The following is a 20061-nucleotide window of genomic DNA, read 5'->3' on the forward strand; positions in this document are numbered from 1 at the left end:
GGTTCGCTGGGAAAGGTGGGGCGAGTGTAAACCAGCGACCGCACCCTGGCGCGGTCGTCCTCGGCCGGATTCAAGCGTGCGAGCGGGGATTGCGCTTGGGCAGGTGCGAACGCAGGAATGCCATCTGGTCGGCGAGGATGTTGCGGTTGCTCAGGATCAGGTGCTCGATCCAGCTCGGCCGGTAGGGAATGGCGAGCAGCGGCATCGACGCCTGCTGCGGCGTGCGGCCGCCCTTGCGCGAATTGCAGTGGAAGCAGGCGCAGACCACGTTCTCCCAGGTGTCGCGGCCGCCGCGCGACAGTGGCACCACGTGGTCGCGGGTGAGGAGCTGGCGGCTGAAGTGCTTGCCGCAGTACATGCACAGCGACTGGTCGCGCGCGAACAGCGCGGCATTGGTCAGCGCGGGCGTGGGGTCCAGCGCCTGCGGGCGCACGTGGCCACGGGCGGCGATGATCGGATGCAGGTCGAGCAGGCTGCGCTCGCCGGTGTCGCGACAGGTGCCGCCGCGAATGTGCAGGCAGGGATCGCCGAGCGTCCACGCGACCGCTTCGCGCGCATAGAGGCAGGCCGCATCCTGCCAGCTGATCCAGTTCAGGGCACGTCCGTGGGCGTCGAGCGAGAGCAGGCGTACCGCGTCCAGGCGCGGCGGCAGCGATCCGGGCAGGGAAACGTCGGCGGAGCAGGGACCGTCCGGAATCATCCGGATTCCGGCGGGGATCACGCGACGCTGCACTCTGTCAGGCCCCATCGTCGCGAGCATACGCCGATTCGATGACGCTTGCGCGACCCCGGCGTGCCGCACCTGGCGCTCATCGGTGGGCGTCGCGGTCGATGCGGTAACGGCCTCGCCGACGACCGCCCTCCGCGCCGCTTTTCGAAGGTCGTGCCCGCCATCGCCGCGTCGGTGGGAGGATCCCTCAGGCGTCGAACGCGGCCTCGTCCAGCGCCAGCAGGGGTGCCGGACCGCTGTCGATGGCGGCCTTGTGCGCGAGCGTGCGCGGCAGGATGCGGGCGAAGTAGAAACGGGCGGTCTCGCGCTTGGCGTCCTTGAACGCCTGCGGCTGCGATGACGTCTCGGCAGCGGCCACGCTGCGCGCCCACCAGTACGCCAGCGCGACGTAGCCGGAGTAGAACAAATAGTCGTAGGCGGCCGCGCCGATCTCCTCGGGGTCGCCCGTCGCGCGCCTGCCGATCGACATCGTCAGCGCCTGCCATTCGTCCGCCTTCTCGCGCAGCGGCGACACGAATTCCGCCAGCGCCGCGTCGTCGGCATGGGCGCCGCAGAATGCCTGGATCAGGCCCAGGAACACCTTCAGGCCCGCGCCCTGCAGCTGCATGGTCTTGCGCCCCATCAGGTCCAGCGCCTGGATGCCGGTGGTGCCCTCGTACAGCGTGGTGATTCGGGCGTCGCGCGCCAACTGCTCCATGCCGTGCTCGGCGATATAGCCATGGCCGCCGAAGCACTGCAGCGCGTGGTAGGTGCACTCCACGCCCCATTCGGTGAGGCAGGCCTTGACGATCGGAGTGAGGAAGCCGAGCAGGTCGTCGGCCTGCTTGCGCTCGGCGTCGTCGGCGCCGCGGGTGGCGATGTCGACCTGTAGCCCGGCGTGGTACGACAACGCGCGCCCGCCTTCGATCAGCGCCTTGCAGGTGAGCAGCATGCGACGCACGTCGGGCTGCACGATGATCGGGTCGGCCGGCTTGCCCGGGAACTTCGCGCCCGACAGCGCGCGCGACTGCAGCCGCTCGCGCGAATAGCGCAGCGCATTCTGGTACGCACGCTCGGACAGTCCCAGCCCCTGCATGCCGACGCCGATGCGCGCGGTATTCATCATGGTGAACATCGCCGCCAGGCCCTTGTGCGGCTGGCCGATCAGCCAGCCCTGGGCGCCATCGAAGTTCATCACGCAGGTCGCCGAGGCATGGATGCCCATCTTGTGCTCCACCGCGCCGCAGCGCAGCGCGTTGCGCGCGCCCTGGGTGCCGTCGCGCGCCACCTGGAACTTCGGCACGATGAACAGCGAGATGCCCTTGCTGCCCGCGGGCGCATCCGGCAACCGTGCAAGCACCAGGTGCACGATGTTGGGGGTGAGGTCGTGCTCGCCGGCGGTGATGAAGATCTTGGTGCCGGTGATCGAATGGGTACCGTCGTCGTTCGGCTCGGCGCGGGTCTTCAGCAGTCCGAGGTCGGTGCCGCAATGCGGTTCGGTCAGGCACATGGTGCCGGTCCATTCGCCCGACACCAGCCGGGTGAGGAACACCTCGCGCTGCCACTCCTCGCCGTGATGCAGCAGCGCGCTCGCCGCGCCGTGCGAGAGCAGCGGGAAGTTGCCCCAGGCCAGGTTGGCCGCGTCGATCATCTCTTCCAGCGGCATGCCCAGCACGTGCGGCAGGCCCATGCCGCCGTATTCCGCCGGAGCGGCCAGCCCGCCCCAGCCGCCCTGCGCGAACTGGGTGTAGGCGTCGCGGAAACCGGGAGCGGTGGTCACGCTGCCGTCGGACGGATCGAAGCGCACGCCGTGTTCGTCGCCGATACGGTTCAGCGGAGCGAGGATCGTGCCGCAGAAGCGGGCGGATTCGTCGAGGACGGCGTCGACCGTATCGCGGCTGGCATCGTCGAAGCCGAGCCGGCGGAAGGCGGACGCGACGTCGAGCAGGTCGAAGAGCGCGAAGCGGATGTCGCGCAGCGGTGCGGAATATCGGCTCATGGGCGCTCGCCGGCGGGAAACGTCGGGTGGGGTGGGCTCAGCGCAGGACGCCGGGCAGGCCCGGCACCGGACTCAGCCGGCTGTCGCGCTCGATCTCGTAGTCGCGCACCTTGCCGCGGTCGGCAGGTGCGGCGTCGATCGTGCCCTCGAGGCGGTAGGCGATGCCGCCGCCATCCGCCAGCCGGCCGGCGAGCAGCAGGCGCGCGTTCGCCGACGGGTCGAAGGCGACGGTCACCACGTCCGCCGATTCCGGGCCGATGGTCAGGTCCGGCTGCGCGACCAGCGTGCCGGCGGCTTCCTCGCCGACCCGAAGCGCAAGCGACACGCGCTCGAACCGCATCGGAATGCTGCTGTAGTTCTGCAGGCGCAGTTCGATCGACCAGCGGCCGTCGGCCTGCACGGTGAGCTGCTGCAGGCTCGCGGCGGGTTCGGACACCCGCCGTGGAATCCCGCCGGTGGAGCAGCCGGCCAGGAAGGCCAGCAGCACGATCGCCGGCAGCACTGCCGGAATCCGCCATCCACGCTTCATCTCGACTCCACGCATCGTCAGCATCGCCGCAGGATACTACGACGTACGGTGGTGCCGGCCGAGCGCAGCGCCACGATCCGGCGGGTGACGGAGCCTCGCCGGAACGACGCCGCATCCGCTGCTCCCGGGCTGCAGCCCCTTGCTTGCCGCGCATCGTGCGCGTCCGTATCATGGCGGGCTCGCACGGCCCAGCGCCGCTGCGCACCGGCCGGGTAGCTCAGTTGGTAGAGCAGGGGATTGAAAATCCCCGTGTCGGGGGTTCGATTCCCTCCCCGGCCACCACGTCGCAGTTCCTGCGCACGTGGGGCCAGACGCGATCCTGCGCCTGCTGCCCGCCATCACCTCATGCCGAAGATGCCCGTCCGGTGCCTGCCTGGCGGTGTTCCGGGTCCGCGTTGCGCCGTTGCGGCCAGACCAAAGTCCCAGCCGGCGCCCGAACCGCCTATGCGATAATTGCTGCGTTGCGGCAGCGTCCACGCCGCCTGCGCCGGGCCTGCGGGCCCGTCCGTACGCCCGAAACGAGGAGTCATCCGTGTCAGACCATGTCGTGTTGAACGCCGGCGGCAAGTCCGTCGATCTGCCCGTCCTGAAGCCCACGCTCGGCAACGACTGCGTCGACGTGTCGCGGCTCACCAGGGAGACCGGGCTCTTCACCTACGACTCGGGATTCACCGCCACCGCCAGCTGCAAGTCCGCGATCACCTACATCGACGGCGAGCAGGGCGTGCTGCTCTACCGCGGCTACCCGATCGAGCAGCTCGCCGAGCATTCCAGCTTCCTGGAAGTGGCGTACCTGCTGATGAACGGCGAACTCCCGGACAAGGCCGAGTTCGCGAAGTTCGAGCACGAGGTGACGCATCACACGATGATGCACGAGTCGCTGAAGAACTTCCTGCACGGCTTCCATTACGACGCGCATCCGATGGCGATGCTCGCCGGGACGGTGGCCTCGCTGTCGGCGTTCTACCACGACACGCTCGATCTCGAGGACCCGGCGCAGCGGCGCCAGGCCGCGATCCGCCTGCTGGCCAAGGTGCCGACGCTGGCCGCGGCCGCCTATCGCTATTCGATCGGCTGGCCGATCCGCTACCCACGCAACAACCTGGAATACGTCGACCGCTTCTTGCACATGATGTTCGAGGTCCCCAGCGAGCCGCTGGAACTCAACCCGGTGGTGGCCAAGGCGCTGGACCTGCTGTTCATCCTGCACGCCGACCACGAGCAGAACGCCTCGACCTCGACCGTGCGACTGGTGGGCTCGACCGGCGCCAATCCGTATGCCTGCATCGCCGCCGGTATCACCGCGCTCTGGGGTCCCGCGCACGGCGGCGCCAACGAGGCGGTGCTGAAGATGCTCGAGGAGATCGGCGATCCGAAGAACGTCGACTCGGCGATCGCCAAGGCCAAGGACAAGGAGTCGGGCTTCCGCCTGATGGGCTTCGGCCACCGCGTCTACAAGAATTTCGACCCGCGCGCCAAGATCATCCGCGAGATGACCCACAAGGTGCTGGGCGAGCTGGGCGTGGACGACCCGCTGCTGGAAGTGGCGATGCGCCTGGAAGAGGCCGCGCTGAAGGACGACTACTTCATCCAGCGCAAGCTGTATCCGAACGTCGACTTCTACAGCGGCATCATCTACAAGGCGCTGAAGATTCCGACCGAGATGTTCACGGTGATGTTCGCCATCGGCCGCACCGCGGGCTGGGTGGCGCACTGGCTGGAGCAGCAGGTCGACCCCGAAGCCAAGATCGGCCGCCCGCGCCAGATCTACACCGGCAGCGACGTGCGCGACTACGTGCCCCTCGGCAAGCGCTGAGCGCACTCCGCCGCTGGCCGCAGAACGCCCCGCCCTGCGGGGCGTTCGCGTATCCGGGGCGTCGCAGGACGGGTGGCGCTGCGCTCAGCGCGCGGCGTCCGCCACGTAGCCTGCGATGTCCTCGTCCACGAGCAGCTGACGCAGCTGCGTGGCGGATGCGCGCCGCATCGGCTTTTCGTCCACGCCCGACAGCGGCGCCTGGCGCAGTGCGACGTCCGGCAGGACGGTGAGTTCGAAGGCCAGGTCCTCGGCGGCGAACAGCCAGACCGGGAATTCGGCTTCGCGCAGGCGGTCGAGCCGCAGCCGGCGGCTGCGCGGCTCCGCAGGAATGCCGGACTCTTCGAGGAACCGCGCCACCGCGTCGGCGTCGTCGCTATAGAGCTGGAGCGACACCGGAGTGCGCGCATCCGCGGTGCCGTCCAGCACCGGGCCGACCAGGCGCGGGTCGAAGCGGGAGAAGAACTCGAGGGCGCGCAGCGCCGCCTCGCGACGGGTGCGGAGCTCGCGTGCGTGGCGATCGCCGACGAACAGGCGCTGGTATTCGCGCAGCGCGTCCTCGATCTCGCGATTGCGGGGCAGCGAGGCATCGTCGTGGATGCCCAGCCGCTCGGCCGCCTTGCGCTTGGCCTGCTGGAAATCGCGGATGCCGCCTTCGGCCATCAGCCTCGCGGCCTCGTGGGCCAGCCGGTGGCGACGTTCGCGGGTGCGCGTTTGCGCGTGCTGTCGGGCGCGGTGCATCACGATCCCCCCGGAACGGCGTCGCTGCGACTGTACCCGATGGGTCGGGCAGGTCAACGTGGCGCCTGTCGGCGGTCAGCGCAGGATCAGGACCCCGGCCACCACCTGCGCAGCGCCCAACGCAGAGTCCGCGCGATCCCGGGTCACGCGAACTCCGGTGCGCCGGGATGAAGCCGGGGCTGTGGTCGACTCCGGCGCTCGCAGGTCTGGCTCAGAAGATGTCGAACGCTTCCTCGGCCGGCATGTCGTCGAACTGGAACTCGTTGACCGCTTCCATTCGTTCGAGATCCTCGGCCTTCACGTACTCCACGATTCCGCCGCCGGAGGTCGTGGGCATGAGCTGGCCGCCCGCCGTGACCGCGACCTGCACCATGCCTTCGGGCGGCTCGTTCGCGGCGATCGGTACGTCCTTCAGCGCGACGCGCATGAAGTCGATCCAGATCGGCAGCGCCGCGCGTCCACCGTATTCGCGGTAGCCGAGAGAGCGGTTGTCGTCGCGCCCCACCCAGACGGAGGTCACCAGGTTGCCGCCGAAACCGGAGAACCAGGCGTCGCGGTGGTCGTTGGTGGAGCCGGTCTTGCCGCCGACATCCTCGCGCTCGAGAACCCGAGCCGCCGTCCCGGTGCCGCGCTGGACCACGTCGCGCATCATCGACACCAGCTGGTAGGCGACGCGTTCGTCGATCGCGCGCGGCGCGAGGATCGCGTCTTCGGGGAGTTCGGCGGCGGGCGCTTCCGACGCCTCGCCGTCCTCCGGCGTGGGCCTGGCGGTGACCGGTCGCGCCGGTCCCAGGTCGAAGCCGTCCACGACGTTGGCGCGCGCCACCTGCACCGCGCGGCTGCCGGCGGCACAGCCGCGGCATGCGGTCGGCGGGTTCTCCTTGAACACCAGTTCGCCGTTGCGGTCGCGCACCTCGTCGATGAACCAGGGCGTGATGCGGAAGCCGCCGTTCGCGAACACCGCGTAGCCGCGCGCCACCGACAGCGGCGTGAGCGACGGCGTGCCGAGCGAGATCGACAGGTTCGGCGGCAGTTCCGACTCCTCGAACCCGAAGTGGCTGATGTAGCGGCGCGCGTAGTCCACGCCGATCGCATCGAGCAGCCGCACCGAGACCAGGTTGCGCGAACGCACCAGCGCCTCGCGCAGGCGCATCGGGCCGGCGAAGCGGCCGTCGTCGTTCTGCGGCCGCCAGTCCTGGCCGCGGCGCATTCGGAACACGACCGGTGCATCGAGCACGATCGAGGCCGGGTTGAACCCGCGCTCGAACGCGGCGGCATAGATGAAGGGCTTGAAGCTGGAGCCGGGTTGGCGCCTCGCCTGGGTGGTGCGGTTGAACTTGTTGCCGGCGTAGCTGAAGCCGCCGACCAGTGCGCGCAGCGCGCCGGTGTCCGGTTCCAGCGACACCAGCGTGGCCTGGCCGCGCGGCAGCTGGTCGAGCTGCCAGCTGACGGTGGGCGGCGGGAGCGGCTCACCTTCGGCCGCACCGGCGGGCGCCTTGGCCGGCGTCTCGATCCGCTTGACCCGCACCAGCTGCCCGCGTTCGAGCAGCGCGGCCGGGGACTTGCCGGTCCAGCGGCTGCTGGCCGCGTCAAGGGTCACGAGGGTGGCGTCGGCGAGCACGACCTCGGCGCTGCGGTCGGCGGTCGAGCGTACGATCGCCGGCAGCAGTCCGCCCTGCGCCGGGATGCCGCGCAGCCGGGCGGCGATCGCAGCGGGATCCTCGTCCGCGGCCAGTTCGAAGGTCTGTTCGGGCTTGCCGGTCCAGCCGTGGCGATGGTCGTAGACGGCCAGGCCATCGCGCACCGCCTGGTCGGCCGCGGCCTGCATCACCGGGTCGATCGTGGTGGTGACGTGGTAGCCCTTGGTCAACACGTCGCCGCCGAAGCGCGCCTCCATCTCCAGGCGCACCATTTCCGCCACGTAGGGCGCATACGCCTCCACTGGCCGCTCGTGCGGCTTGGCATGCATCGGCACCGCGCGCGCCTGGCGGTATTCGTCCTCGCCGATGAAGCCGAGCTCGCGCATGCGCGCCAGCACGTAGTCGTCGCGTCGCTCGCGCGCACGCTCGGGGTTGCTGAGCGGGTTGCCGCTGGACGGGAACTTCGGGATCGCCGCCAGCGACGCCATTTCGTCCAGGTCCAGCTGGTCGAGCGTCTTGCCGTAATAGAACTCCGCGGCCGCGGCGATGCCGTAGGCGCGGTTGCCGAAGAAGCTCTTGTTGAGATAGAGCTCGAAGATCTCGTCCTTGCTCAGCTGCCGCTCCATCTTCCGGGCCAGCAGCATCTCGGCGAACTTGCGGGTGAAGCTGTATTCGGTGCTGAGGTAGAACTGGCGCGCCACCTGCTGGGTGATGGTCGATCCGCCGGGCACGCGTTCCTGGCCGCGGGTCTTGGCCAGCAGCCACACCGCGCGCGCCACGCCGCGATAGTCGACGCCGCCATGCTCGTAGAAGCGCGCGTCCTCGGTCGCCAGGAACGCCTGCTTGAGCCGCTCCGGCACCTCGTCGATCTCCACCGGATAGCGCCGCATCTCGCCGAACAGGGCGATCAGCTTGCCGTCGCGCGAGTACACGTACATCGGTTCCTGCATCTCGACGTTGCGCAGGCTCTGCACATCGGGAAGGCGGGACGAGACCGTGTAGTAGATGAAGCCGCCCACCGCGGCACCGGCGAGGCCGAGCACCACGCAGATCAGCAGGACCCAACGCAGGAAGCGGAGGAACGGGCGGGACTTCTTCCGGGGCGGCCGGGGGTCGGGGCTGGACATAGGCGCGCAAGTATAGAGGGACCGCCGCGGCCGACGACCGGCCGGGCCGGGTCCGCGGCGCATGGGTCAGGGACAGTTGTGGCGCGGCGGCACGGACCTTGCGTGGGGGTGTCGCGCAGGGGCAGGAACTGCCGCGAGCCGGGCAATCCGGCACGCTCTCGCAAATCGATAGTTGCCACCGGATGAAAAGTCCGTTATTTAATGCTCCGGGGCACGTTGCGCACGTAAGCGCCCGTGACAAAGGGGAAAAACGTGGGGCTGATCACAAAAAGTCAAGCGCCGCTCGTCGGCGTCGACATAAGCTCGACCGCGGTCAAGCTGCTGCAGCTGTCGCGCTCCGGGGACCGCTATCGGGTCGAGCACTACGCCGTCGAGCCGCTGCCGCCCAATGCGGTGGTCGAGAAGAACATCGTCGAGGTCGAGGCGGTGGGCGAGGCGATCCGGCGCGCGGTGTCACGGTCCGGCACCAAGGCCAAGTTCGCGGCCGCCGCGGTCTCGGGTTCGGCGGTGATCACCAAGATCATCCCGATGCCGGCCGATCTGGACGACGACGACATGGAGTCGCAGGTCGAGCTGGAGGCGGTCAACTACATCCCCTATCCGATCGAGGAAGTGAACCTCGACTTCGAGGTGCTGGGCGCCATGCCCGGCAACACCGAGATGGTCCAGGTGCTGCTGGCGGCCTCGCGTTCGGAGAACGTCGAGATGCGCGCCTCGGCGCTCGAACTCGGCGGGCTGACGGCGAAGGTGGTGGACGTGGAGGCGTTCGCGATCGAGAACGCGTTCGGCCTGCTGGCGGGCACGCTCAACATCCCGCGCGACGGCATCGTGGCGATGGTCGACGTCGGCGCGACCATGACCACGCTCAACATCCTGCGCAACGGCCGCAGCCTGTATGCGCGCGAGCAGGTGTTCGGAGGCAAGCAGCTCACCGACGAGGTGATGCGCCGCTACGGCCTGAGCTACGAGGAGGCGGGCCTGGCCAAGCGCCAGGGCGGCCTGCCCGAAAGTTACGAGATCGAGGTGCTGGAGCCGTTCAAGGAGGCGTTGGTCCAGCAGATCAGCCGCCTGCTGCAGTTCTTCTACGCCGGCAGCGAGTTCAACCGGGTCGACCAGATCGTGCTGGCCGGCGGCTGTGCGTCGATCCCGGGCATTGCCGAAATGGTCGAGGAGCAGCTCGGCGTGCAGACGGTCATCGCCAATCCGCTGGCGCAGATGACGCTCGGTTCGCGGGTGCAGGCGCATGCGCTCGCCCAGGACGCGCCGGCCCTGATGATCGCCTGCGGCCTGGCCCTGAGGAGCTTCGACTGATGGCCCGGATCAACCTACTTCCGTGGCGCGCGGAGCGCCGCAAGCAGCGCCAGAAGGAGTTCGGCGTCATGCTCGGCCTGGCCGCGCTGGCCGGCCTGGTGCTGTGGTTCGCCTTCAACATGTACTACAACGCGCAGATCTCCGGGCAGCAGGAGCGCAATGCCTACCTGGAGCAGCAGATCGCCGAGGTCGACACCAAGATCGTGGAGATCGACGAGCTCGACCGGCAGCGGGCCAGGCTGCTGGCGCGCAAGGAAGTGATCGAGCAGCTGCAGGCCAACCGGTCGCAGATGGTGCACCTGTTCGACTCGCTGGTGCGCACCATCCCCGACGGCGTGATCCTGACCGCGATCAAGCAGGAGGGCGAGAAGCTGACGCTCGAGGGGCGCTCGCAGTCGAATTCGCGGGTCAGCACCTACATGCGCAACCTCGAGGGTTCGGGCTGGATGACCAAGCCGGATCTGTCGATCATCGAGGCGCGCGACGGGGTGGCCGGTCTGCCGTACGCCTTCATCCTGTCGGTCCAGCTGGCCAACCCCAACGCGCCGAAGGACGAGGACGGCGACGGCATTCCCGATCCGGTGCCGCCGGTCAACGCCGAACCCGCCGCGCCTGTCGATCCGGCCACGCCGGCCGCAGCACCTGCCGATGCGCCCGCCGCAGAGCCCGCGGCCGAACCCGCAGCCGAGCCTGCGGCGACGTCCGCGCCTGTCGAAGGAGGTGCACAGTGAGCAAGAAGAAAGTGTCGCTGCGCGAGCTCGACGTCAACAACATGGGCAGCTGGCCGCGCGAGTACAAGATCGGCTTCTGCGTGCTGCTCGCCCTGCTCATTTTCGGCCTGCTGTGGTATCTGGTCACGCGTCCGAAGGGCACCGAGCTCGAAGGACTCGAGCGCCGCGAGACCGAACTGCGCGAGGACTTCGAGAAGAAGCAGGGCCGTGCCGCCAACCTCGAGCCGCTCAAGCAGCAGCTCGCGCAGATGGAGCAGCAGCTGCAGCAGATGCTGCGCCAGCTGCCGAGCCGGACCGAGATGCCCGCGCTGATCAACGACATCTCGCAGACCGCGCTGGCGACGGGCATCAACAACGAGCTGTTCAAGCCCGGCCCGGAAGCACCCAAGGAGTTCTACGCCGAGAAGCCGATCGAGCTGAGGATGGTGGGGACCTACCACCAGTTCGGCGCCTTCGTCAGCGGCGTGGCGTCGCTGCCGCGGGTGGTCATCATGACCATGCACGACATCTCACTGCGCCCGCGCGGCTCCGGTGGGGACGCGCCTGCGGCAATCGGACCGAATTCGAGCCTCGAGCTCGCCGGTACGGTCAAGACCTACCGCTACCTGGACGAGGACGAGGCCGCCGCTCAGGAACAGGCCGCGGCTGCGGCTGCCGGGGGGGCTCGCTGACATGCGCATGATGTCGAACAAGACCGGGACGATCGCCGTCTGTGCGCTGGCGCTGATGCTCGCGGGCTGCGTGCGCGGGATCACCAGCACGCCGGGTGATGCGCCCAACCTCGAGGAATGGGTCGCCAACGTGAAGGCGCGTCCGGCGCCGCCGCTCGACCCGCTGCCGGTGATGCAGCAGTTCGAGACCTTCGAGTACGCCGCGCAGGATCTGCGCGATCCCTTCAGCGCGGTCTTCAGCGACGACGGATCCGGCACCGGTCCGCGTCCGGATTCAAACCGCCGCAAGCAGACGCTCGAACAGTTCCCGCTCGACAGCCTGGACATGGTGGGCACGCTGCACACCGGGCCGGGGATGGTGGCGCTGGTGATGGCGCCCGACAAGGTGACCTACCGCGTGGCACCCGGCGCCTACCTGGGCCAGAACGATGGCCGGGTGACCAATGTGCAGGAAGATAGAATCGATCTCGTCGAACTCGTGCCCGATGGCGCTGGCGGCTGGCTGGAACGGCCGGCTTCGGTTGCGCTCGAAGACAATTGATCCAGGGGAAGTCAAAGATGACCGTCACCAAAGTGCGTAATCCGCAGCCGACCCGGCGGGCCTTCCCGGTCCAGGCGCTTGCGATCGGACTCGTCGCGGGCCTGCTCTCGGCCTCCGCCGCTGCGGGTGCCCCGAACCTGCAGGGACACGTGCCCGCGCTGGTCGCGGTCGCGCAGGTCGCCTCCGCCGATCCGGCCAAGCAGACGCCAGGCGTCGTCGCGGTCTCGGCGGTCGACTTCAAGCGCGGGGATGGCGGCGCCGGCAAGCTGATCGTGCGCTTCGATGGCGACGGCGCCAATCCCGACCTGCGCACGCAGGGCTCCAGCGTCATCGTCAACATCGGCAATGCCTCGCTGCCGGTCGCGCTGCAGCGGCCGCTCAACGTCACCGATTTCGCCACCCCCGTCCAGCGTATCGACGCGAGGCAGGGCGGCGAGGGCGCGCAGCTGGTGCTGAGCGCGGAAGGCAACTTCGAATCGATGGCGTACCAGAGCGGTCGCGACTACGTGGTCGAGATCGTGCCGCGTGCCGGTGCGTCGGCCGATCGCGCCATCGGTGCCAGCAGCCCGTCGGCGGTCACCTCGTCGGCACAGGCGTCGGCGACCCGCGCCTACAGCGGTCGTCCGGTGACGTTCAACTTCCAGGACGTGCCGGTGCGCACCGTCCTGCAGCTGATCGCCGAGGAATCCAACCTCAACATCGTCGCCAGCGACACCGTGCAGGGCAACGTGACGCTGCGCCTGATCAACGTGCCCTGGGACCAGGCGCTGGACATCGTGCTGCAGGCCCGGCAGCTCGACAAGCGCCGCAGCGGCAACGTGGTGTGGGTGGCGCCGCAGGTCGAAATCGCGAGCTTCGAGAAGGCCAAGGAAGACGCGCGCCTCGAACTCGAGGAACGTGCCGAGATGGTCACCGAGTACGTGCCGATCAGCTACGGCAACGCCGAGGACATCGCCAAGCTGCTGACCGAGGAAAGCAAGAACAGCATGGGTGGTGGCAGCCAGGGCGGCGGTGGCCAGGGCCAGGAGAGCCGCGGCTTTCTGTCCCGGCGCGGCAGCCTGAGTTTCGATCGCCGCACCAACACCCTGCTGGTCATCGACATTCCCCAGCGCGTGTCCGAGATCAAGCGCCTGGTGACCATGCTCGACAAGCCGGTCGATCAGGTGGTGATCGAGGCGCGGATCGTGATTGCGACCGAGAGCTTCGCGCGCGACCTTGGCGCCAAGTTCGGCGTCTCGGGCTCGAAGGACCGCGCTTCCTGGGGTGGAGAACTCAATGGGGCTGGCCAGGTCGCGCCTGGACTGAACTTCAGCAATCCCGTTGGTACCGGCGCCGGCTCCCTTGCGTTCACGATTCTCGGCAATTCGATCGACTGGGCAGTCGAATTGTCGGCGCTGCAGGAGGAGGGACGTGGCGAGATCGTGTCCAACCCCCGGATCGTGACCAGCAACCAGCGTGAAGCCATCATCCGGCAGGGTCAGGAGGTGGGTTACCTCACGGTCACGGGTGGTCAGTCGGGCAACATCCCCACCGTCGAATTCAAGGATGTGTTGCTTGAGCTCAAGGTGACGCCCACCATCACCAACGATGGCCGCGTCTTCCTTGCGATGGAACTGAAGAAGGACGAGATCAACGACTTCATCGACACGGGTGTTGGTGAGGTCCCCCAGATCAACAAGCGGGAAATCACCACCGCGGTGCTCGTGGAAGATGGGCAGACGGTGTCGATCGGTGGCGTCTACGAGTTCCGCGATCGCAGTGATCTGAGGAAGGTGCCCTTCCTCGGCGATCTGCCCTTCCTCGGCAACCTTTTCAAGAGTCGCGGGCGCAGCAACGAAAAGGGCGAACTGCTGATCTTCGTGACTCCGAAGGTCTTGCGCGTCGCCCAGCGCTGAGCGACGGCATCCATGGTGCGCAAACGGGGCCTTCGGGCCCCGTTCGCGTTCGGGAGCCCGTGGAGCCGAACCCGGCCGGGTGCCCTCCGGCACTGAACCCGCGGGCGCGAGTCTGGTCCAATGCGGGCTGATGTTCCGCAACCTGGGCGCCATGGACACTTTTCGCGACGAGATTCCCCGCCTGCATGCGGCTTTTGCCGCGCTCCGCGACGACCTCGCGGCCGAGATCGTGGGCCAGGCCGCCCTGGTCGAACGCCTGCTGGTGGCGCTGCTGGCCGATGGCCACCTGCTGGTCGAGGGCGCGCCGGGGCTGGCGAAGACCAGCGCCATCCGCGCGCTGGCGGCGCGGATCGATGCCGACTTCTCCCGCGTGCAGTTCACGCCGGACCTGCTGCCCGCCGATCTCACCGGCACAGAGATCTGGCGGCCGCAGGACGCGCGCTTCGAGTTCGTGCCCGGCCCGATCTTCCATCCGCTGCTGCTGGCCGACGAGATCAACCGCGCGCCGGCCAAGGTGCAGTCGGCCCTGCTGGAGGCCATGGGCGAGCGCCAGGTCACGGTCGGCCGCCGGACCTATCCACTGCCGCCGCTGTTCCTGGTGATGGCGACCCAGAACCCGATCGAGCAGGAAGGCACCTTCCCGCTGCCCGAGGCGCAACTGGATCGCTTCCTGATGCACCTGCGCATCGGCTACCCGCAGGCCGACACCGAGACCGAGATCCTGCGCCTAGCGCGCGAGCGGGCGCGCGACGGCCTGCAGCCGACCCCGCGCGCCGTCCACCGGATGCCGCAGGCCGATGTGTTCGCCGCCCGCGCCGCGGTACTCGATCTGCACCTGGCGCCGGCGGTGGAGCGCTACCTGGTGGAGATTGTGCTGGCCTCGCGCGATGCGTCGCGCTACGACGCGGCCTTGGCAAGGCGGATCGCCTGGGGCGCCAGCCCGCGCGGATCGATCGCGCTCGAGCGCTGCGCGCGCGCCCATGCCTGGCTGGCCGGCCGCGACTTCGTCACTCCCGACGACGTGCGCGCGGTGGCGCCCGACGTTCTGCGCCACCGCGTGCTGCCCGGCTACGAGGCCACGGCCGAAGGCTGGGATGGCGAGCGCCTGGTCGCTGAACTGCTGGCGAAGGTGCCGCTGCCGTGAGCGCGGCGATGGGCGCGCACGGGCACGTGTCGAAGTGGCGTTGAACGCCCCGCACTCCGGACCGCCCGTGATCGCGGGATCGGCGCCTGCAGGCGTCGACCACGGGGTCGTGCCGACGCTCGCCGAACTGATCGCGCTGCGCGGCGTGGCGTTCGGTCGCCGGCCGCCGCGCCGCGCCCGGCACGGTACCAGCGGGCCGGCGCCATCGCCGCTGCGTGGACGCGGCATGGAATACGCCGAGTCGCGCGGCTACACCCAAGGCGACGATGCGCGCCACATCGACTGGCGGCTGACCGCGCGCAGCGGACGCATGCACACCAAGCTGTTCCAGGCCGAGCGCCAGCGCCTGACCCTGCTGGTCGCCGACACCGCACCGTCGCTGTACTTCGGCACCCGGGTGCGCTTCAAGTCGGTGCAGGCCGCGCGCGCGGGCGCGGTGGCCGCCTGGGCCGCGCTGCGCGATGGCGACCGGGTCGCGGCGCTGCGCGGCAGCACTCGCGAGCCGCTGGTGCCGCCGGCCGGCGGCATGCGTGGCGTCCTGCGGGTGCTCGATGCGCTGGTGCGCTGGTACGCGGCGCCGCCTGCGGACGATGCCGGACTCGCGGTGGCGCTGGAGCATGCGCGGCGGCTGCTGCGACCGGGCTCGCGGCTGTACGTGCTGGCCGATGCCGGCAGCATCGCGGAGGTGCCGCCTGCGGCCTGGGCGGCCCTGTCCCAGCACCACGAGGTGACGGTGCTGCTGGTCGAGGATCGGCTCGAACGCGATCCGCCCACGGCGCGGCTTCCGTTCCTGGTGGATGGCCAGCGGGTGGAGCCGGACCTCGGGGACCCGCGCCAGCGCCAGCGCTGGCAAGCGGCGTTTCCCGGTGCGGTCGCGGCCGCCGTCGCGGCACTGCGTGCCCGCGGCGTGCGTGCGGACGTGCTGGCCGCGGACGCGCCCAGCCACGCCTGGCTGCCGTCCTCCGCCGGTGCGGGGGCGTGGCGCGCGTGAGTCCGGTCGAACTGCCGCTGCGTGACGTGCACGAGCCGTTGGCCCCGCCATGGTGGCCGCCGGCGCCGGGCTGGTGGTGTCTGGCGGCGGTGGTGCTGCTGCTTCTGGGCGGCTGGTTCGCCTGGCGCGAGTGGCGGGCGCGGCAGCGGCGCCTGGCCGCGCGCATGTTCGACGAGACGCTCGCACAGGCAGGCACGCCGGCGCAGCAGGTGGCCGCGATCTCGGTCCTGCTGCGTCGCGCGGCGAAGCGGATCGAGCCGGGAGCCGGGACACTGTCCGGCGACGACTGGCTGCGTCTGCTCGACCGCGGCCTGCCCGGCGGCGGCTTCGCCGACGGTCCCGGTGCGCTGCTGCGGGAGGGACCCTATCGCGCCGAGGTGGACGCGTCGGCTGTCGACGCCCTGCGCGTGCTCGCCCGCGCACGCTTCGTCGAGTGGACGACGCGTCGCCCGTGAACCTGCCGTCCGCCAGTGGGCTGGCCGCGCTGGGTGACCTGTTCGCCTGGCCATGGTGGCTGCTGGCGATTCCGCTGCCCTGGCTCGCGCGCCGGTGGCTGCCGCCCGTGCGCGACACCCAGCCCGCCCTCCGTGCGCCCTGGGGCTCGCGCCTGCAGGGATTCACGCACGCCGGGCCGACACGCGGCGTGCGCGGCATGCCGTGGCTGGCCTGGCTGGCGTGGACGCTGCTGTGCGTGGCCGCGGCGCGCCCGCAGTCGCCAGGCGAAGTCGTGCAGCCGCCGGCCTCCGGTCGCGATCTGATGCTGGCGGTCGACCTGTCGGGCAGCATGGGCGAGGAGGACATGCGCGTGGGCGGCCGCGTGGTCGATCGACTGACCGCCGCCAAGGCGGTGCTGGCCGATTTCCTGGACCGGCGCGAGGGCGACCGGGTGGGCCTGATCGTGTTCGGCCAGCGGGCCTATGCGCTGGCCCCGCTGACCCTGGACCGGGACAGCGTGCGTGCGCAACTGCTCGACAGCGTGGTCGGGCTCGCCGGGCGCGAGACCGCGATCGGCGATGCGATCGGGCTGGCGGTCAAGCGCCTGCGCGCACAGGACGGTGGCCAGCGCGTGCTGGTGCTGCTGACCGACGGCGTCAACACCTCGGGCCAGCTGGATCCGGACAAGGCGGCCGAACTCGCCCGCGAACATGGCGTGCGCATCCACACGGTCGCGTTCGGCGGTGATGGCGACGCGCTGGGCATGTTCGGGCTGCAGCTGCCGCCCAATGCCGCCGAGATCGACGAGGCCGCGCTGCAGCGCATCGCCGCCGCGACGGGCGGGCGCGCATTCCGCGCCCGCGATGCGGATCAGCTCGCGGGCATCTACGCCGAGATCGACCGGCTGGAGCCGGTGATGCGCCCGGGCGAGGCGGTGCGCCCGGCGATCGAGCGCTACCCGTGGCCGCTGGCGGCCGCGCTCCTGCTCGGCCTGCTGGCGACCTCGCGACCGCGACGCCTTGGTGGGCGCAGCCGCGGGATGGACGATGCGGCGGAGCCCGCGGCATGACTGACGTCTTCGCCTCCCTGCATTTCCTGCGTCCGCAGTGGCTGTGGGCGCTGCTCGCGCTGCCGCTGCTGGCCGCGTGGTGGCTGGCGCAGCGGCGGCGGGCCGGGATCTGGCGCGCGCATGTGGATCCGCACCTGTTGCCCCATCTGGTCGAAGCCGGGGTCGCGCGGCGTGGTGTCGGCGGCATCGCGCTGCGCCTGCTGGCGGTCACGCTCGCGGTGCTGGCCCTGTCCGGGCCCAGCTGGCGACAGGGCGAGGCACCGCTGCGGCAGGGCGCGCGCGCGCTGGTGGTCGCGTTCGACCTGTCCGACGCCATGCTGGCGCCCGATCTGCCGCCTTCGCGCCTGCTGCAGGCGCGCGCATGGCTGGACACGTTCCTGCAGTCGCGCGACGGCGACGTCGGCCTGGTCGCATTCTCGGACGATGCCTACACGGTGACGCCGCTCACCGACGACGCGGCGAACGTGGCGATCTTCATCGATGCGCTGGCCCCGGACGTCATGCCGGTGGACGGGCATCGGCCGGAGCGCGCGATCCATGCCGCGATGGCGCTGCTCGTCCAGGCCGGCCACCGCAGCGGCGACATCCTGCTGATGACGCATGCTGCAGACGCGTCCGCGGAGGCGGCGGCCGCGCGTGCGAGCGCGGCGGGAATTCGGGTCTCGGTGCTCGGGCTGGGCCGGCCCGCCGGTGCCAGCTACCGCGCGCGCGACGGCAGCCTGCGGCCCTCGCGCCTGGATGCCGCCTCGCTGCAGCGCGTCGCCGAGGCCGGTGGAGGCGCATACGCCACGCTCTCGGCCGGAGCGGCCGGACTCGAGCTGTCCGGCGCGTCCACGACTTCGTCGACGACAACGCAATCGCGTGCGACCGCCGCCACGCGCACGTGGCGCGACGACGGCTACTGGCTGCTGGTGCCGCTGCTGCTGCTCGGACTGTTCGCCTTCCGCCGGGGTTCGGGTCTGGCCGTGCTCGCCCTGTGCATGCTGCTGCCCATCCCCGGCCTCCACGCCGCCGAACCGGTCGACGGCACCGCCTGGAGCCGCGCCGACCAGGTCGAACATGCGCGCATGCGCGCTGGGCTGGAGGCCTACCGCGCCGGTCGGCTCGACGAAGCCGAGCGCACGTGGCGTGCGCTTCCCGGTGCCGAGGCCGCGTACAACCGCGGCAATGCGCTCGCGCGTGCCGGGCGCCTGGAGCAGGCGATCGCCGCATACGACGAGGCGCTGCGGCAGCAGCCGGGAATGGAAGACGCGATCGCCAACCGTGCCGTGGTGCAGGCCGCGCTGGAGCGCGATCCGCCGTCCGGCCCGGGGGCGGCGCGGCAGGACCCGGAGGCGGGCGACGAGCAGTCCGGCGACGATGCGTCGGGCGGCGAGAACGCACAACCGGCGCAGTCCGAAGGCGAGCCGGGCGAGTCGGGAACCCCTCCGCCGGCATCCCGGCCGCAGGACGATGCCGGCGCGCCGCGGCGCGAAACCCCGCGCGCACCGGACGCTCCGGTCGATGCGCAGGCGCAGGACCAGGCCGACGCGGCGCAACGCCAGCGCATGCAACAGGCGCTGGACGCCGGGCAGGACGCGGCCGAAAACGGGGACGCGACTCCCGGCGACCCGGAGCGCGCCGAAACCGAAGCCGAGCGCGAACGCCGCCAGGCCGGCGAAGCCTGGCTGCGGCGCGTGCCCGACGATCCCGGCGGCCTGCTGCGCGCGCGCTTCCGCCTCGAACACGAACGCCGCACCGGCAACAGGAGTGCGCCATGACCCGCATCGCACGGATGCTCTTCGCCGGGCTGCTCGCATGCAGCGCGATCGCGCCGGCGCAGGCCGCCACGCGCGCGTGGCTGGACCGCGACCGGATCGGGGTGGGCGAGACCACCACGCTCAACATCGAGACCGACCAGGCCGGCGCGCGGATGCCGGGATTCGCGGAACTGGTGCCCGACTTCGTGCTCAGCGGCCACAGCAGCAGCCGCGGCACCGAACGGGTCAACGGCCGTTCGCGCCCGCGGGTGCTGTTCGCGGTCGCGCTGCAGCCGCGACGCGAAGGCGTGGTGACCGTCCCGGAGTTGCGCGTGGGCAACGAGTCGACCGCGCCGCTCGCGCTCACCGTGGTGCCGGCGTCCACCGCGCCCGCGCGCGCCGGCCGGCCGGTCTTCATCGAGAGCGAGGCCGACACCCGCTCGCCCTGGGTCCAGCAGTCGGTGGGCTACACCTTGCGCCTGTACTACGCCACGCCGCTGGTCTCGGGCCAGCTCGACCAGCCGGCGCCCGAGGGCGCGGCGCTGCAGCGCGTCGGCAGCGACCTGCAGTACAGCCGTGAACTCGCCGGCCGCCGCTACACCGTGGTCGAGCGGCGCTTCGTCGTCGTGCCCGAGCGCAGCGGCACGCTGACCATCCCCGGTGCGCGTTTCGAGGGCACGGGAGTGGGCGGCTTTTTCGACGACATGTTCGGCGACGGCCGCCGCGCCCTGCAGGCCAACGGCCCGCCGCAGATCCTGCAGGTGCGCGCCGCGCCCGATGCCGCGCCGCAGCCATGGCTGCCGCTGCACGGGCTGGAGCTGCGCTACCTGGCCACGCCGCAATCGTTGCGCGTCGGCGAGGCGGCGACCATCGACGTCGAACTCGTCGCCGACGGCGCGTCGGCCAGCCAGCTGCCCGACATGGTGCTGCCGGCGATCGACGGCGCGCAGGTGTTCCCCGAACCGCCGCAGGTGGA

17 protein-coding genes and 1 tRNA gene are annotated in these 20061 nt (G+C 70.5%); 13 read left to right on the forward strand and 5 right to left on the reverse strand.

The annotated features are described in order from the left end of the window. Positions 1-70: 70 nt before the first annotated feature. The 3 genes from QFW81_RS16860 to QFW81_RS16870 all read right to left on the reverse strand — a co-directional run bounded on the left by QFW81_RS16860 (position 71) and on the right by QFW81_RS16870 (position 3237). A complete protein-coding gene (locus QFW81_RS16860) occupies positions 71-700 on the reverse strand; it encodes an HNH endonuclease (protein ID WP_280580381.1) in 630 nt (209 codons plus the stop codon). A 217-nt stretch (positions 701-917) separates the two neighbouring features. Beyond that, positions 918-2708, reverse strand: a complete 1791-nt coding sequence (locus QFW81_RS16865; RefSeq protein ID WP_280580382.1) for an acyl-CoA dehydrogenase C-terminal domain-containing protein — start codon at positions 2706-2708, stop codon at positions 918-920. A gap of 37 nt (positions 2709-2745) precedes the next feature. Beyond that, on the reverse strand, positions 2746-3237 hold the full coding sequence (locus QFW81_RS16870) for an LEA type 2 family protein (protein ID WP_280580383.1): 492 nt from the start codon (positions 3235-3237) through the stop codon (positions 2746-2748). A 206-nt stretch (positions 3238-3443) separates the two neighbouring features. Here QFW81_RS16870 and QFW81_RS16875 point away from each other — a divergent pair. Next, positions 3444-3519, forward strand: a tRNA-Phe gene (locus QFW81_RS16875). 250 nt (positions 3520-3769) lie between these two features. Beyond that, positions 3770-5053: a citrate synthase gene (locus QFW81_RS16880; protein WP_280580384.1), complete on the forward strand. Its 1284-nt coding sequence runs from the start codon at positions 3770-3772 to the stop codon at positions 5051-5053. A gap of 84 nt (positions 5054-5137) precedes the next feature. Here the strand turns inward: QFW81_RS16880 and QFW81_RS16885 are convergent, their stop codons facing one another. Further along, the gene (locus QFW81_RS16885; protein WP_280580385.1) at positions 5138-5791 is read right to left on the reverse strand and encodes a hypothetical protein; all 654 of its coding nucleotides are present in this window, start codon (positions 5789-5791) and stop codon (positions 5138-5140) included. Positions 5792-6002: 211 nt separating this feature from the next. Then, positions 6003-8558, reverse strand: a complete 2556-nt coding sequence (locus QFW81_RS16890; RefSeq protein WP_280580386.1) for a penicillin-binding protein 1A — start codon at positions 8556-8558, stop codon at positions 6003-6005. Between the two features lie 252 nt (positions 8559-8810). Between QFW81_RS16890 and QFW81_RS16895 the strand changes: the two genes are divergently transcribed. The 11 genes from QFW81_RS16895 to QFW81_RS16945 form a co-directional block, all read left to right on the forward strand. Further along, positions 8811-9869 (forward strand): pilus assembly protein PilM, encoded by a 1059-nt coding sequence (locus tag QFW81_RS16895; RefSeq protein ID WP_280580556.1) that lies wholly within the window; start codon positions 8811-8813, stop codon positions 9867-9869. Continuing rightward, on the forward strand, positions 9869-10600 hold the full coding sequence (locus QFW81_RS16900) for a PilN domain-containing protein (RefSeq protein WP_280580387.1): 732 nt from the start codon (positions 9869-9871) through the stop codon (positions 10598-10600). Before QFW81_RS16895 ends, QFW81_RS16900 begins: the two co-directional genes overlap by 1 nt. Continuing rightward, positions 10597-11271: a type IV pilus inner membrane component PilO gene (locus tag QFW81_RS16905; RefSeq protein WP_280580388.1), complete on the forward strand. Its 675-nt coding sequence runs from the start codon at positions 10597-10599 to the stop codon at positions 11269-11271. Before QFW81_RS16900 ends, QFW81_RS16905 begins: the two co-directional genes overlap by 4 nt. Positions 11272-11281: 10 nt before the next feature. Further along, positions 11282-11812, forward strand: coding sequence for a pilus assembly protein PilP (locus tag QFW81_RS16910; protein WP_425604061.1), 531 nt, complete (start codon positions 11282-11284; stop codon positions 11810-11812). 17 nt (positions 11813-11829) lie between these two features. After that, positions 11830-13707, forward strand: coding sequence for a type IV pilus secretin PilQ (locus QFW81_RS16915; RefSeq protein WP_280580389.1), 1878 nt, complete (start codon positions 11830-11832; stop codon positions 13705-13707). A gap of 130 nt (positions 13708-13837) precedes the next feature. Further along, positions 13838-14851: an AAA family ATPase gene (locus QFW81_RS16920; RefSeq protein ID WP_280580390.1), complete on the forward strand. Its 1014-nt coding sequence runs from the start codon at positions 13838-13840 to the stop codon at positions 14849-14851. Positions 14852-14918: 67 nt separating this feature from the next. Then, positions 14919-15842, forward strand: a complete 924-nt coding sequence (locus QFW81_RS16925; RefSeq protein WP_280580391.1) for a DUF58 domain-containing protein — start codon at positions 14919-14921, stop codon at positions 15840-15842. Next, complete coding sequence (locus tag QFW81_RS16930) at positions 15839-16297, forward strand: DUF4381 family protein (RefSeq protein ID WP_280580392.1); 459 nt, start codon at positions 15839-15841, stop codon at positions 16295-16297. Before QFW81_RS16925 ends, QFW81_RS16930 begins: the two co-directional genes overlap by 4 nt. Next, positions 16294-17346, forward strand: coding sequence for a vWA domain-containing protein (locus QFW81_RS16935; RefSeq protein ID WP_280580393.1), 1053 nt, complete (start codon positions 16294-16296; stop codon positions 17344-17346). The genes QFW81_RS16930 and QFW81_RS16935 overlap by 4 nt, the downstream gene beginning before the upstream one ends. After that, the gene (locus QFW81_RS16940) at positions 17343-19106 is read left to right on the forward strand and encodes a VWA domain-containing protein (RefSeq protein ID WP_280580394.1); all 1764 of its coding nucleotides are present in this window, start codon (positions 17343-17345) and stop codon (positions 19104-19106) included. The genes QFW81_RS16935 and QFW81_RS16940 overlap by 4 nt, the downstream gene beginning before the upstream one ends. Further along, the coding region (locus QFW81_RS16945; RefSeq protein WP_280580395.1) for a BatD family protein at positions 19103-20061 on the forward strand (959 nt) is incomplete at its 3' end. The genes QFW81_RS16940 and QFW81_RS16945, both read left to right, overlap by 4 nt.

This window comes from Luteimonas kalidii (genome assembly GCF_029887935.1).
In the GTDB taxonomy this organism is placed as follows: Bacteria; Pseudomonadota; Gammaproteobacteria; order Xanthomonadales; family Xanthomonadaceae; genus Luteimonas; species Luteimonas kalidii.